This is a genomic window from Fictibacillus fluitans (genome assembly GCF_030418125.1).
Taxonomy (GTDB): domain Bacteria; phylum Bacillota; class Bacilli; order Bacillales; family Fictibacillaceae; genus Fictibacillus_C; species Fictibacillus_C fluitans.
In genome coordinates this window covers 1-13903 of record NZ_JAUHTR010000012.1, presented here as the reverse complement: position 1 = coordinate 13903, position 13903 = coordinate 1, and the positions used below count along the sequence as shown (strand labels likewise).

Genomic DNA, 13903 nt, shown 5'->3' with positions numbered 1-13903 from the left:
CCTCTTAAATACAATAATCCGGGAGTGAACAATATGTCTGGTGGTCATGGAATTTTTAACAACTTTAGTTTAATTGTCGTTTTATTCATCCTGTTGATTATTATCGGATGCGCTTGTTACGGCGGATATGGCGGATGCGGTGGCTACGGCTACGGCTACGGATATGGCGGCGGCAAAGGCTGGTACTAATCAGCGATGAAAAAACCGGTCTTCTCTCTTGGAGAAGGCCGGTTTTTTTCTGTGGCGGAATGGCTTGATGCTTGGGAAAGAGGTTCTCTATCGGCGTGAAAGAAGTGCGAATGTTCAGTTTTGCTCAATTAGCACTGGTTTTCGCTCAATTAAGATGAATTATGCTCAATTACTTGCTGCTTTCGCTCAATTCTTATTAATTCCGCCCAATTCGGCATTGCACCACACCATATCCGCACACGCAAAAAGCCCCCGGCAGTGCCGGAGGCTATCATTCTGCTGTTATGAAACTCGTTTTTCCTTGGAAACAATCTTTCTCATCGCCTCGGCAACCGCTTCGACGTCTGTACCAACCACAACCTGGACGTCCGTAGAGCTCAATTTGAGCACCGCCCTGGCGCCTGCTTTTTTCAAATCCGGCTCATTGACCTTTCCGGCATCATTGAGTTTCAGGCGAAGCCGTGTCACACAGTTGTCCAGCACATCAATGTTGTCAGTGCCGCCAAGCGCAGCTAAATAACGGGCGGCAATGCCATCATACTTATCATTGCCCTCTTCTGTATCAGTTGCCCCGGCACTTGCGTCTTCTACAATGTTCTCATCCTCATCTTCTCGTCCCGGGGTCTTAATGTTGAGCTTCACAATCATGAGGTAGAAGACCACATAATAGATGACCGCGTAGACGAGCCCAATCGGAACGAGAAGCCATGGCCTCTGGGCAATTTTCAGATTCAGGAAGAAATCAAGGGCACCCGCGGAGAACGTAAAGCCCTGATGAATATCAAACATAACGGCAATGGCCATGGAGAGAGCCGTTAATAAAGCATGAATACCGTACAGCAGCGGTGAAAGGAACATGAATGAGAATTCAATCGGTTCCGTAATACCTGTCAGGAAGGAAGTAAACGCCAACCCGCCGAGCATCCCGGCAACGACTTTCCTTTTTTCCTTTTTCGCAGCCATGATCATCGCCAGACATGCTGCCGGCAATCCGAACATCATGACCGGGAAGAAACCGGACATATAAAATCCTGCGGAAGGGTCTCCGGCAAAGAATCGGCTTAAGTCACCGTGTGCACCTTTAAAATCACCGAAAATAAACCAAAGGAAGTTATTGAGAATGTGATGCAGTCCAAGCGGGATAAGCAAGCGGTTAAGAAAACCGAACACGGCTGCGCCAAATGCACCTGCGTTAACGACCCATTCACCGACCGCATTGATGACATCCTGAACAGGGGGCCATACATATCCAAATATCCCAGCGAGAATAATCATGCTACCCGCCGTGACAATCGGTACAAACCGCCTGCCCGCAAAGAAACCGAGATAGTCCGGGAGCTTTATATTATGAAACCGATTGTAGAGCAGCCCGGCGATAACCCCGGAAAGTATCCCACCGAGCACACCCATGTTAATGTCTTTATCAACGGCCTGGGTTCCGCTTGTCAGGACAAAGTAACCAATTGCTCCCGCTAAAGCGGCAGCTCCGTTTCCATCCTTTGAAAATCCAATCGCAACCCCGATGGCAAAGATAATCGCCAGGTTCGCAAATACCGCGTTCCCTGCAGCAGCCATAAACGGAATGTTGAATATATCCTCTGAACCTAATCGAAGCAATAGACCGGCGGCCGGAAGTACGGCGATCGGCAGCATGAGCGCCCGGCCAATTCGTTGTAAAAACCCTAACATAACAGGTCCCCCCTAATTTTAAGTAAGTTTAGCTTTTCTTTTCCTGTAATGCCTGTTTCAGCATTCCCTTATGTTTTTCCAAAAGATCCTTTGCCTCCTGTGGTGAACAACCGGTCAGCACCTGCAAAATGGCAGCCTTCGCATAGCCGTCATGATGGGAGAGAGCCTGCTCCGCCTCCTCCGGTGAGCAGCCTGTCGCTTCCACAACAATGTTCCTGGCCCGCTGGATGAGCTTTTTGTTGGAAGGCTGAACATCTACCATCAGGTTGCTGTACACTTTTCCAATACCGATCATGGATGCCGTGCTGATCATGTTCAGTACGAGCTTTTGCGCAGTTCCGGCTTTCATCCGGGTGGATCCGGTGACCACTTCTGGACCGACAACAGCGGCGATGGTATGCTGCGCCACCTTGCTCATCTCAGAATCCTGTGAGCAAACCAGGGCAGCGCTGACCGCGCCTACCTCATTGGCGTATTCCAGTGCTCCAATGGCATATGGTGTCCTTCCGCTCGCGGCAATGGCAACCACCACATCATCCTTTGTCAGCTGAAGATGCTTGAGATCGTTTTTTCCCGCTTCTGCATCATCTTCCGCACCTTCTACCGCGGTATGGATGGCCTGATCTCCGCCGGCAATAATGCCGATGACCATTTCAGGCGGTGTACCGTACGTTGGCGGACATTCGGATGCATCCAAAATGCCAAGCCGTCCACTCGTTCCTGCTCCTGTATAGATAAGACGTCCACCTTTTCGGAAGGCCGCCACAACGTGCTCCACAACCGAAGCAATTTCCGGCAGCACGTGTTCGATGGCCTCCGGAACCTTCTTGTCTTCATTATTAATTTTTCTTACCACTTCCAGACTTGATACTTCATCAATGTCCAGTGTATTAGGATTGCGTTTCTCTGTCGCTAAATGGTTGATTTTCATGATAGTTCCTTTCACTGCATTAAAAATTTTTGTCCGGGGCCGATGTGGGCAAGGAGCTTCAGATCCTCTTCCCTCACACGGCCGAGTACGTTCACTCGTTCATCAGCAGGTAAATCTCTCTTCGTGATTTGCAGCTCACCGGTGTATCGCCCGTATTGTTCATTATCGATGGTAATGCTTCCGGCCGGCCGCGGTGCTGGTGGTACCTGAGGTGCTGCTTTAATCCCGTTTGCCGAAGCGTAGGACCGTGATTCAACTGACCGAATCACATCCCTTGCCGCATCCTGACGGTTCGTGTGCACCTTGGCCATGAATGCTTCATCCAGCCCGCTTGTTCTGAGAGCAATCACCCCGTCCTTCCAGTCTGACAACCGCTTTAAAACAAAATCAGTTGCTTCTACATCCCCGATGACAATATGGTCGGTAAGAAGGCTGTTCAGCTCAACTGCGGAGATAAACGGATCTTCCCCCCGATGCTTTTCAAGAGTTGGAAGCCCTTCATGGACCGGCCCCCTTAATGTTTTGTCACCAGGTACAAAAGCTACAGTTTTAAATCCCTGTTCCTTTAAAAAGCGGTTTTTCTCCTTTAAAAAGGAAGAAGAGATACCCGTGTTTTGCCGGGGATAAAAATTATGCCATGCTTCCACATTCTCACTTCTTAGCCCATGAGTTTTCCATGTGTCCACCATTTCTGCAACAATGGTGCTTGCATTCAGGCCGACTTTCAAAACATGCGATAACCCCACGATTTCTTCATCGGAAAATCCATAGTCCGCACGGAGACCGGTGATGTTCCAATCTCTTAACTCATTCACCTTGTTTATGCTGATCCCAAGGTTTTTGAGTGAACGCGGACCGGCATCCGCCATGATCTCCATACCGGCACTTCCAGCAGCTTTTCCCAAAAGAATGAGCCTCTCCCGTAAAAGAGAGGCATCTTCTTCTGGAATATGAAGAGAGGTGAAAATTTTAGTAAAACCATAGGAGCCGGCTTTTTCGATCCACTGTGAGTTCTTTTCCGGGTCGTTGCCCAGGTACACTGAAATGCCTAGCATGTATGCCACTCCCTATTCCAGCAGTTTAAATATCCTTCGCCATGGATTCTTTAAAGCCAAAGAGCCATGTGAAGAGGAATCCAAAAATATAAGCGATTAATAGTCCGGCGATATACAGCACAATCTGGTTCGTTTCTTTAATCAGGAACGCCAGAGGAAGTCCGGAAACACCGATGGCGATGGTTCCAACCTTAAAGAACGCCTGGAACGCTCCGCCAACCGCTGCACCGAGACAAGCCGTCAGGAACGGACGTCCGAGCGGCAGGGTTACCCCAAAGATCAGCGGTTCACCGATACCAAGAATACCAACCGGCAGTCCGCCTTTGATAACACGCTTCAGTCTTGCATTTTTTGTTTTAAAGTAAATCGCAAATGCCGCGCCGACCTGACCAGCTCCACCCATCGCAAGAATAGGAAGCAGCGGATCGGATTTGATGGTATTTAACAGTTCCATGTGAACAGGGGTCAAGCCCTGGTGAAGCCCTGTTACAACAAGCGGCAGGAAAGTTCCGGCCAGTATAAGTCCGGCAAAAATACCGCCGATATCCAGAATGTTTAATAGTCCTTTTGTAATCAGGTCGGAGAGGAATCCTCCAACCGGCTGAAGTACGAAAATGGTCGCGATTCCAGTAGCCAGCAAAGCAAGAGTAGGAGTTACAATAATATCAACGGCAGCTGGCACGAAACGGCGGATCCGTTTTTCGCTCCAAGCAATAAAAAAGGCAGCAAGCATAACACCAATCAGACCGCCCCGTCCGGGAACGAGCTTTTCGCCAAACAGTGTGATGTTGGCAAGTGCAGGGTTGATCAGCATAATACCGGCGACACCACCAAGAGCCGGTGTGCCTCCAAATTCCTTGGCCGTGTTAATCCCCACAAAGATAGCCAGGTAACCAAAGAGCCCCCACCCGATCATATCGATCATCTGCATGATGGCAAGGTCCTTTGGAACACCGCTGCGCAGAAGAACGTTGGAAATACCCGCGATCAGACCCGAACCGACGATGGCCGGAATAAGCGGAATAAAGATACTGGCAATTTTACGGAGAAACAGCTTAAACGGTGTAGCATTCTTTTTGTTAATGGCATCTTTCGTCGTTTTGGCAAGATCATCCTCACCATCTTCATCAAGAGAAGAAGCAGTAAGCCCTGTGATGCGGGTCATCTCATCCGCTACCCGGTTGACCGTTCCGGGTCCGACGATGATCTGAAGGGTTTCATCCCCCACTACCCCCATGACCCCTTCAATGTTCTTGATTCCGGCCAGGTCGACCTTTGATTCATCCTTTGGCATGACGCGAAGCCTTGTCATACAGTATGTTAAGCTGTGAATGTTATCGGCGCCACCAAGCTTTTCCGAAATTTCCTGCGCCATTCGTTGTTCTTTCTTCATTTGACTTATCCCCCTTTTTAAGAAAAGCATTACCTAACCTTTGTTGCACATTTTTGATTTTAGCGGTTGATTTCCGTTCCAGGCTGCTCGCTTTCCTAGGGCGGGCGCTGAGCCTTACCGGCGTAAACGCCTACTTCCTCGTCGCAAGCTCCTGCGTACCGGCGCTTGCGCCTACCTGGTCTCATCTGTCCCGCTTTTCCCTTAGGACAAGGAACACTTCGGCAGCGATGCATCGCACGAAGAAAATGTGATCTTCATTTTCGAGGAGTCTCGCACCTTACACTCCAATCAACTTGCAATGAAGTATCGAAACGAGATTTCATACCAGTCAGCATCTATCCCCGCTGCATATCGATGATGAATTTGTAACGGTCACCCCTGTAAATGGATTGAACGAGCTCCAGCGGTCTACCGTCCTTCAAATAGGTGTAGCGGCGGATAAGCAGTACCGGAGTCCCTTTTGCAATACGTAGCACTTCGCTCTCGGTTTCCCGTGCGACCGAGGCTTCGAGCTCCTGTGTTGCATAATCGATACTCAAACCCAGTTCTTCTTCCACATACTGATAAAGCGATCCTTGTACGATCCGTTGGTTCAGTCCTTTGACGAGGTCAGCTGCGAGATACGTTGTTTCCAGCGCCATCGGAATATTGTCGGCCAGCCTCACTCTTTGAATCTCATAGATTTCATCCCCCGGATGAATGCCCAATCCTGATGCGATCTTTCCACGTGCATCACTGACCTGAAAATCGATCAGCTTGGTCGAGGGCTTGAGGCCTCTTGCCTTCATGTCTTCTGTAAAACTCGTCAGGCCAAGCTTTTGTTCTATTTTCTGGTTGGCTACGAACGTGCCTTTGCCCTTTCGGCGGGTCAGATATCCGTCATTCACGAGATTGGTAATGGCCTGCCTGACCGTCATCCGGCTGATGCCGTAGGTTTCGGCGTATTCCCGCTCTGACGGAATCATTTCCCCTTCCTGCAATTCCCCTTTTTCAATTCGTCCCTTGATGGCTTCCTCAATTTGATAGTAGATCGGCAGAGGCGAATATTTATCGATCATGTTCTTCATCACTTCCCTAACGAGTTTACCAATTTCAACGCTTGCGAATCTGCAATAATTGTCACAGCATTATGCATATTTAACGCGGATGCCGGTACCGATTCTGTTACTTCCCCCCGCAAGAGGTGAAATAATGCCTCCTGCTTTCTTTCTCCGGATGCAAGCAGCAGGATTTCCTTGCTTTGCAGAATGGTGGCAATTCCCATCGTAATCGCCTGTGACGGCTGTTTGGACGGATCTTTAAAATACTTTGCATTCGCCTCCAGCGTTGAAGGAGTTAAATCGACCACATGTGTGGATGTGGAAAACAGGGTACCCGGCTCATTGAATCCGATATGGCCATTCTCTCCGATTCCCAGCAGCTGCAGGTCCACGCCTCCAATGCTTTCAATGAGCATGTCATAACGCAGGCATTCCTGAAGCAGCTCCGGTGCGGCTCCGTTTGGAATATTCGTCTGCTCAAGCGGCATATTCACCGGGTGAAACAGATGCTCGCACATATAGGCGTGATAGCTTTCCGGATCATCCGGCGTCAGCCCGACATACTCATCCAGATTGTACGTGTGTACATGGTTGTAACTCGTTTCGTTTTTCTTGTAATCCTTCACCAGCTCCTGGTAAGTGCCAAGCGGTGTACCGCCTGTCGCCAGGCCCAATGTCACTTTCTCTGATTCTTTGATCTTTTTCAAAATGAAATCGGCTGATGCTTTGCTCATTTCCTCGTAGTTGGCTACTTCGATTATGTTCATGTTACTTCTCCTCCTTCCACTGATAAGAAAGTTTTCCACGGCAGAAAGTGAAGATAACATCTTTTTCCTCATTCAGCACAACTACATCCGCATCCTTTCCAACTGACAGACTCCCTTTCCGGTCATATACCCCAAGCTCTTTTGCCTGGTTGACCGCGGTCATCTGAATCAGCTCTTCAGTGGAACAGTTGGTAAACTCCTGCATGTTCCGCACCGCATCTTTCATTTTTAAAATACTACCGGCGAGCGTGCCATCCGCCAGAGTCGCTTCGTTTCCGTTGACGGTCACATCCTGTCCGCCAAGTGTATACGAACCATTTCCCATGCACTTTGCCCGCATTGCATCCGTAATCAGCACCACCCGGTCCGCACCTTTATTCCGGTACGCAAACTTCACCATTTCAGGACGGGAATGAATGCCATCGACGATGATTTCTGTAGTGATCTCATCATGCAGCATCACACCTCCAGCCACGCCCGGCTCCCGGTGATGAAGTCCCCGCATGCCGTTGTACAGATGGGTGGCGTGGGTAACGCCGGATTCAATGCTTCTTACCACTTCTTCATACACGGCATCCGAATGGCCAATCGATGCCACGACTCCTGTTTCCTTTAAATAGGAAGAAAGCTCGTAGCCGCCCGGTTCCTCCGGTGCCAGGGTAACCAGCTTAATATGGTTGCCCGACAGCTCCTGCCATTGCTGAAACTGCTTCACATCCGGATTCCTGATATGGTCGACCGGCTGTGCCCCTGCCCGTTTTGGCGAGATGAATGGCCCTTCGAGATGAAGGCCGAGAATCTCAGCCTCACCGGGAGGATTGCTGTCTTTCATATAGGTGTTAACCATTTGTAAAGCGCTTTCAATCTCAGCAACGCCTTGTGTCATTGTGGTCGCCAGAAAGCTCGTCGTCCCTTCCTCAGGAAGGATCTCCGCCATCGTTTTCAGCGCGTCCATCGTCCCGTCCATCACATCGGCCCCCGCCGCGCCGTGAATGTGCAGGTCAATCATGCCCGGAACAATGGTGTCGCTCTTTGAAAGTGTTAGAACCTCATACTCTTCCAATTGAAGGGCATCCACTCCTTCACCAACCTCTTTGATCTCTTGATCTTCCATGACGAGGTACCCATTTTTCATAGGACCTTTTTCTGTAAAAATGGTTCCTCCATGAATCAATAATGGTTTCATTCTCCACTCACCATCCTTATTATCTCTATGCACAGGGTACCACGCTTATAACTAGTTGTCTATACCAGTCGAACTATTTTAACAATTTCCAAACCGGTACAAAATTCCTTATTTGTAGAGAAGATAGTTCTTTCTAACCTTTTTAAACAGCTCAAGCTCAGCCTTCCACTTTGCCTTGATTTTTACAAGCGGAGTTCCTTTTTCAATTTCTTCACGAACCCAGCCGTTTCCGATCAGGTTGTCAAAATAGGAAATGCCCTGGCTGTCCTCTGCTCTGAATTGAAAGTCGTTCGGATACATGTCATGAATGGTTTTGACGATAGCCAGCCCTGTATCCACAGAGTTATAGGAATTATAATTGGTCACATGAATCTGCACGCCATTGCACAGCTTATTGGCAAACTTGGAAAACGTCGGAGTAAACGAGTTGGAGCGGAAAATCACACCCGGCAATTCCAAATCATTCAGCGCTTTTGCCAAATCGTCGCCGTCAATAAACGGTGCACCGATGGTTTCAAACGGACGAGTCGTTCCTCTTCCTTCCGATACGTTTGTTCCTTCAATCAAACCGGCTCCCGGATAAACAAATGCTGTATCCACGGTCGGCATATTTGGTGATGGCAGCACCCATTGCAGCGGTGTTTCATTGTATGTCTTCCAGCGGTGCCAGCCTTTCATTTTTACCACTTTTAAATCTGCCTTAATTTTAAATTCCTTGTTAAACAGCTTTGCAAGCTCGCCTACTGTCATCCCGTGGCGAAGCGGAATCGGGTAAAGTCCGACAAAGGTGGCGTATTTCGGCTCGAGAATCGGCCCTTCCACCTTTTCGCCCCCAAGCGGATTCGGACGGTCAAGCACGACAAATTCAATGTTGTTTTCCTTTGCTGCTTCCATTGCATATGCCATCGTATAAATGTACGTATAGAAGCGGGTACCCACATCCTGAATGTCAAACACAAGCACATCAATGTCCTTCAGCATTTCAGGAGTCGGCTTTTTTGTTTTACCGTAAAGGCTGTAAACAGGAAGCCCGGTCTTCTTGTCGATATAAAAATCTACATAAGAGCCGGCCTGCTCACTTCCGCGTACCCCATGCTCGGGTCCGTAAAGTGCTTTCAGTTCAAAATCCTTGCTTTTGTACATCGCATCCACGATGCTGTTCAGCTTGCCGTCCACACCGGTCGGATTCGTAATCAGTCCGACCCGCTTCCCTTTTAAAATATCGGTTTTACCTTCCAGCAGCACATCCACCCCAGTTTTAAAATTCTGCGGTGCATTTTTCTGCTGTGTATCATTCTTTGCCATCGCGGACGACAGCAACGAAATAACCAGTACAAACAATAACCCTGCACTTAACCACTTTTTCATCGCAGTTCACCCCTTAATAAGATAATCCGTGTCCAAATGGGTAGAGCACCTCTTTGTTGCTGTCATAAATCGTTACCGGAAGCTTTCCTGTCGGCTGGTTCAATCCAAAGATGGTATCCACGCTTGCAGCAAAGCTGGCCGTTTTGAAGTTGTATTGTGCAAGGTAGGCATCTACATTCGGATAAGCCATAATGTCATACGGGTTACGGGTTCCTATTCCGATAACAGGCGCTGTGCTTTCATTGATCACTTGATTCACAAGCTTCATTTGCGCACTTTCCGGAGAACGGGCTGATACCGTTGATGTGTACGTGCCAACAATGACCGCTTTTGCATTCTTCACAAGCTGAAGCTGTGCAGAGGTCAGGGCCGGTCCTGCAGATTTAATCATCACACTGTTTGGATACACGCGTTTAACCTGGGCAGCCAGATCTTCCACGTATGTATTGCCGATGACCACGACTTGGCCATTATCTTCTTTTGCAAGCGGAAGTGCATTTCCGTCATTTTTCACGAGTGTGATGGATTTGTTGGCCGCTTCTTTTTCAAGCGCTTTATGTTCGGCAGAGCCAACGACTTTTTCAGCATTTTCGATCAGTTGGCCAATATCCTGAGGACGTTCCTGCTTGAAGACGGAGCGTTTCACTTTCAAGGTCAACAAACGCTCAACCGACTGTTTCAAGCGTTCCTGGGTGATTTCCCCTTTGTTTACCGCATCGTAAAGTCCATTAACTGCAGCTTCAAGATTGGCTGGCATGAGGACAATGTCACTTCCGGCATTAACTGCACGGATAGCCGCATCGACTGGACCGAAGTGATCGGCAATTGCCTGCATGTTTAACGCATCTGTGGTAATGACTCCTTTAAAGCCCATGTCGTCTCTCATCAATTCGGTCAGTACTTTATGAGAAAGAGTGGCTGGAATAGAAATCACACTTCCGTCTTTTTTAGAGATGGCGGTTCCTGGCTCAATTTTCGGGAACGTGACGTGAGCCGTCATTATGGCATCAATCCCTGCGTTCATTGCTTGCTGGAACGGATAAAGCTCCACTTTCTTCAAGCGGTCAAGATCGTACGGTACTTCCGGTAATCCAAGGTGAGAGTCTACAGCGGTATCCCCATGACCCGGGAAATGTTTGGCTGAGCCGGCGGTGTTTGTGGATTGAAGACCTTTGATGTATGCGATACCGAGTTCAGATACAAGTTTTGGATCCTCTCCGAAAGAGCGGGTGCCAATGACCGGATTGTCCGGGTTGATGTTCACATCAAGAGATGGAGCAAGGTTAAAGTTAATGCCGAGCGCGCTCAATTCCTCACCGATTGCTTTTCCGACTTTTTCCGAAAGATCGGCAGAGCGGGTCGCACCAAGCGCCATGTTTCCAGGAAAATCGGTTCCGCTTTGCAGTCGGGTGACAATTCCGCCTTCCTGGTCAATGGAGATCAATAAGCCCTGCTTTTCAGCAGCTGCCTGATAATCAGCGACAAGCTTGGTCGTCTGATCGGTTGTTACGACATTCTCACGGAAAAGGATTACACCCCCAAGATGGTATTTTTTTACGAGTGCTTTGATTTCCGGCGTAAGCTCGGTCACGTTTTTTCCATTGAAAGTTCTGAAGTCCGGCATTAACAGCTGGCCGACTTTCTCTTCCATCGTCATCTTGCTGATGGCTTGAAGAATTACATCATACTTCTTGCCTTTTTGCTTTTGAATGGTGGTTTGGCCATTCTTCACTTTAACGGCGATCCGGTCAGTGGTTCTGCCGTCCGTTGTGTAGATGAAGGTTTTGCCGTTATGGTCATTCAACGTAACGAGACCATTTCGGTCCACGTTCGCAACGTTTTTGTTGGAAGACCACCAAGTGCGTGCCTTCGTTTCCATGTAGTACCCCTCTTTATACACATGAAGGGCATGAAGCTGGATTTTGTTACCTTGCACGAGCGGCTGGGCCTGAGGAATGTTTCCGCTGATGATCAGCGATTTCACCTCATTGGATGCTGCCTGGGCAGGACGGGCTTGAGATCCGAAGAACGCGGAAACCGCGAGCATACAGATCAGGGCATAAAGCACTAGACTTTTTTTCTTTTTCACAAAAATCCTCCTTTAGAATTTATTGGAACGTTAACCTCATTCTGGAGGAATTTGTCGTATCCTTTCGAAATGGAAAAAAACGGAGCAATAGACCCAGTAAGAATTTCTCACTATAGTTCTAGTTGTCTATACCAGTTTTCATATATGTCGAATTTCATGGTAAAATCTTCCCGCAAAAAAACAAGCCATGGAAACCTCCATGGCTTGTTGGCCTTATTGCATTGGCGGATTATGCGGAAACTGGGACATATACCCTGTAAACTGCTGAGCGGCCTGCTGCATCTTTTGCGGCTGCTCCGGTGACAGTGAGTACCAGCCCTTTTGGAACATGAGCGTGTACAGTTCACGCTGAACGTTTTTCGTCTCATCAAAAATTGAGTGGATTTCCTGATAAAGCGCATCATGACTGGCTTCATTCATCGCAGTGGAATAGGAAGCGGTCATGTACTTCTCGTACGATAGGATATCATTTAGAAAATCGCGATCGTTCATCTGTGCGTTTTTAGGAACCTGTGATTCCGGATTTTGAATTTTGTTTTGGTTGTTGTTCATGGGTTCTCCCCTCCTATTGGTTCATTTGCTGGCTGCCGCCGGACTGAAGTTTTTGCAGAAGCTGCTGGTAATGCTTTTCGTGCATGTGACACGCCTTCTCAAGCGCTGCACTTACCTCTTGATCCTGGCACTGGCTTGCGGCAAAATGAGACTTTTTGAATCCAAGCAAATTCCAGGAAAGCATGTCAGTCAGATAGTTAAAGTCTTTTCCTGTGATAACGTTTGGCGGCTGCTGATAAGTGGGCTGCTGCTGGTTTTGACCCTGGTTTGATGGTTGCTGTTGTTGCATGGTAACTCCTCCTTTATTCCTTGATTTACCATGTTAGCTTTCCAACTTTACAAAAAAGTATGCTTGGATATTGGAAATTTTAGGGGGTATAATTGATAAAGATGAGAGATAGGGCCGTTGATGTTGAGGAGTCTCCCAAATGACTGCGAACAAATACAAAAAAGCCCAGCAAGGGATGAAGGAATCCCAAACCAGGTCTTTTCTATAACTTTTTTAGACTAACTACCGTAGATATGAATAATATTTGGCGCAGAAGAATTATACTCAACATAATGTGTACCATTACGAAAAGTATTTACTTCATATACATCTCCAGATGCGTCTCGGAAATAATAATCATAATTCTTCGTATTTATGAACTCTAAGCGATATGCATAGATAGAGTCGAATGGATTACTAATTAAACGATAAGCAGTAATACCTGTTAGTGCTGCTATATCCCAGCTGGTTGGAATAAAACTATCGCTGGCATCAACAATCCAGTTAACATCAATACTAAGAGGAAGTTTTCTCGAGACATTTGAAATTTGGTTCTGCGGTGCTACTCTGTTCCTTGCATTAGAATCTCTCTTACCTGCTGCTCCAAAATTAATAACATTAACCGGCTTTCTAGCTTTTCCTGCTCTTCGGCGTAAAGACATTCTATCACCCCCTGAATTGTACTATGATTAAAAACTAGCAGGGTGCGCCTCTTATTCAATAGAAACGTTAAGAATGTCTCCTAGTAAAATCGCGCTTTTTTGTATTAAAAGGAACAATCTTTAAGTCAAAAACAAGAAGAATCGGAGGTTAAGACTAGCTGCGAAAATAGTGGCAATGAAATGAAAAACTGCGTAAGTTTTTTCAAAAAATACTTGCAGTAAGCAACTCCTAATGGTATTATTAATCTTGTCGATGAGCGGAAAACGTTGATATGACAGTAAAATCGTGGGGGCTTAGCTCAGCTGGGAGAGCGTTTGGCTGGCAGCCAAAAGGTCAGCGGTTCGATCCCGCTAGTCTCCACCAAATACATAACTTCAACCATCTTGCCCCAGCAAGATGGTTTTTTATTTTATATTAAATCCTTCTATTTAAAAAATTAACACTTACCTTGTTTAACATCATCTAATGGAATATTACACATCATCTTTAGGAGCACTCTATTAATGTTTAGTTTAAGCTGGTTTTATTCAGGAATTGTCCAGACGAAAAAGCGCTTTGTGTATTGTACAGTGGAAACGGTAGATGGCTGATTATTCTTTTGAACCAAGCTGGTCTTTATACTTCCAGCCCGGATGCTGCATGTATTTTGTAATAACTCTGCAGGATTTGTTACCTTTATTCGTACTTAGAAATATACCAAACCATAATAAAAA

Annotated in this window: 13 protein-coding genes and 1 tRNA gene; 2 read left to right on the top strand and 12 right to left on the bottom strand. The window is 47.3% G+C overall.

The window, feature by feature from the left end; genetic code table 11:
- Positions 1-33: 33 nt before the first annotated feature.
- A complete protein-coding gene (locus QYB97_RS18620; protein ID WP_301167526.1) occupies positions 34-189 on the top strand; it encodes a YjcZ family sporulation protein in 156 nt (51 codons plus the stop codon).
- 282 nt (positions 190-471) lie between these two features.
- On the opposite strand, the gene nagE is transcribed toward QYB97_RS18620, so the two are convergent.
- The 12 genes from nagE to QYB97_RS18560 all read right to left on the bottom strand — a co-directional run bounded on the left by nagE (position 472) and on the right by QYB97_RS18560 (position 13189).
- Complete coding sequence (gene nagE / locus QYB97_RS18615; protein WP_301167525.1) at positions 472-1878, bottom strand: N-acetylglucosamine-specific PTS transporter subunit IIBC; 1407 nt, start codon at positions 1876-1878, stop codon at positions 472-474.
- Positions 1879-1906: 28 nt separating this feature from the next.
- Entirely contained in the window at positions 1907-2809 is a 903-nt protein-coding gene (murQ, locus tag QYB97_RS18610; RefSeq protein WP_301167524.1) for an N-acetylmuramic acid 6-phosphate etherase, read from the bottom strand.
- 11 nt (positions 2810-2820) lie between these two features.
- Positions 2821-3864, bottom strand: coding sequence for a DUF871 domain-containing protein (locus QYB97_RS18605; protein ID WP_301167523.1), 1044 nt, complete (start codon positions 3862-3864; stop codon positions 2821-2823).
- A gap of 25 nt (positions 3865-3889) precedes the next feature.
- A complete protein-coding gene (locus QYB97_RS18600; RefSeq protein ID WP_301167522.1) occupies positions 3890-5257 on the bottom strand; it encodes a PTS transporter subunit EIIC in 1368 nt (455 codons plus the stop codon).
- A 335-nt stretch (positions 5258-5592) separates the two neighbouring features.
- The gene (locus QYB97_RS18595) at positions 5593-6315 is read right to left on the bottom strand and encodes a GntR family transcriptional regulator (RefSeq protein WP_301167521.1); all 723 of its coding nucleotides are present in this window, start codon (positions 6313-6315) and stop codon (positions 5593-5595) included.
- An 8-nt stretch (positions 6316-6323) separates the two neighbouring features.
- Positions 6324-7064 carry a glucosamine-6-phosphate deaminase gene (gene nagB / locus QYB97_RS18590; RefSeq protein WP_301167520.1) on the bottom strand — a complete coding sequence of 247 codons (741 nt, stop codon included), beginning with the start codon at positions 7062-7064 and terminating at the stop codon, positions 6324-6326.
- Between the two features lies 1 nt (position 7065).
- Positions 7066-8250: an N-acetylglucosamine-6-phosphate deacetylase gene (gene nagA, locus QYB97_RS18585; RefSeq protein ID WP_301167519.1), complete on the bottom strand. Its 1185-nt coding sequence runs from the start codon at positions 8248-8250 to the stop codon at positions 7066-7068.
- 108 nt (positions 8251-8358) lie between these two features.
- Positions 8359-9618, bottom strand: a complete 1260-nt coding sequence (locus tag QYB97_RS18580; protein ID WP_301167518.1) for an exo-beta-N-acetylmuramidase NamZ family protein — start codon at positions 9616-9618, stop codon at positions 8359-8361.
- A 13-nt stretch (positions 9619-9631) separates the two neighbouring features.
- On the bottom strand, positions 9632-11665 hold the full coding sequence (locus tag QYB97_RS18575; protein WP_301167621.1) for a glycoside hydrolase family 3 protein: 2034 nt from the start codon (positions 11663-11665) through the stop codon (positions 9632-9634).
- Between the two features lie 255 nt (positions 11666-11920).
- Positions 11921-12259: a spore coat protein gene (locus QYB97_RS18570; protein ID WP_301167517.1), complete on the bottom strand. Its 339-nt coding sequence runs from the start codon at positions 12257-12259 to the stop codon at positions 11921-11923.
- Between the two features lie 13 nt (positions 12260-12272).
- Positions 12273-12548, bottom strand: coding sequence for a hypothetical protein (locus QYB97_RS18565; RefSeq protein ID WP_301167516.1), 276 nt, complete (start codon positions 12546-12548; stop codon positions 12273-12275).
- Between the two features lie 218 nt (positions 12549-12766).
- Positions 12767-13189, bottom strand: a complete 423-nt coding sequence (locus QYB97_RS18560; protein WP_301167515.1) for a hypothetical protein — start codon at positions 13187-13189, stop codon at positions 12767-12769.
- 288 nt (positions 13190-13477) lie between these two features.
- Between QYB97_RS18560 and QYB97_RS18555 the strand changes: the two genes are divergently transcribed.
- A tRNA-Ala gene (locus QYB97_RS18555) sits at positions 13478-13553 on the top strand.
- Positions 13554-13903: the final 350 nt, after the last annotated feature.

Coding starts and splice junctions, on each gene's coding strand:
- QYB97_RS18575 (WP_301167621.1), bottom strand. CDS start 11,665: ATGCTCGCGGTTTCCGCGTTCTTCGGATCTCAAGCCCGTCCTGCCCAG.
- QYB97_RS18565 (WP_301167516.1), bottom strand. CDS start 12,548: ATGCAACAACAGCAACCATCAAACCAGGGTCAAAACCAGCAGCAGCCC.
- QYB97_RS18620 (WP_301167526.1), top strand. CDS start 34: ATGTCTGGTGGTCATGGAATTTTTAACAACTTTAGTTTAATTGTCGTT.
- QYB97_RS18560 (WP_301167515.1), bottom strand. CDS start 13,189: ATGTCTTTACGCCGAAGAGCAGGAAAAGCTAGAAAGCCGGTTAATGTT.
- QYB97_RS18580 (WP_301167518.1), bottom strand. CDS start 9,618: ATGAAAAAGTGGTTAAGTGCAGGGTTATTGTTTGTACTGGTTATTTCG.
- nagE (WP_301167525.1), bottom strand. CDS start 1,878: ATGTTAGGGTTTTTACAACGAATTGGCCGGGCGCTCATGCTGCCGATC.
- nagA (WP_301167519.1), bottom strand. CDS start 8,250: ATGAAACCATTATTGATTCATGGAGGAACCATTTTTACAGAAAAAGGT.
- QYB97_RS18595 (WP_301167521.1), bottom strand. CDS start 6,315: ATGATCGATAAATATTCGCCTCTGCCGATCTACTATCAAATTGAGGAA.
- murQ (WP_301167524.1), bottom strand. CDS start 2,809: ATGAAAATCAACCATTTAGCGACAGAGAAACGCAATCCTAATACACTG.
- QYB97_RS18600 (WP_301167522.1), bottom strand. CDS start 5,257: ATGAAGAAAGAACAACGAATGGCGCAGGAAATTTCGGAAAAGCTTGGT.
- nagB (WP_301167520.1), bottom strand. CDS start 7,064: ATGAACATAATCGAAGTAGCCAACTACGAGGAAATGAGCAAAGCATCA.
- QYB97_RS18605 (WP_301167523.1), bottom strand. CDS start 3,864: ATGCTAGGCATTTCAGTGTACCTGGGCAACGACCCGGAAAAGAACTCA.
- QYB97_RS18570 (WP_301167517.1), bottom strand. CDS start 12,259: ATGAACAACAACCAAAACAAAATTCAAAATCCGGAATCACAGGTTCCT.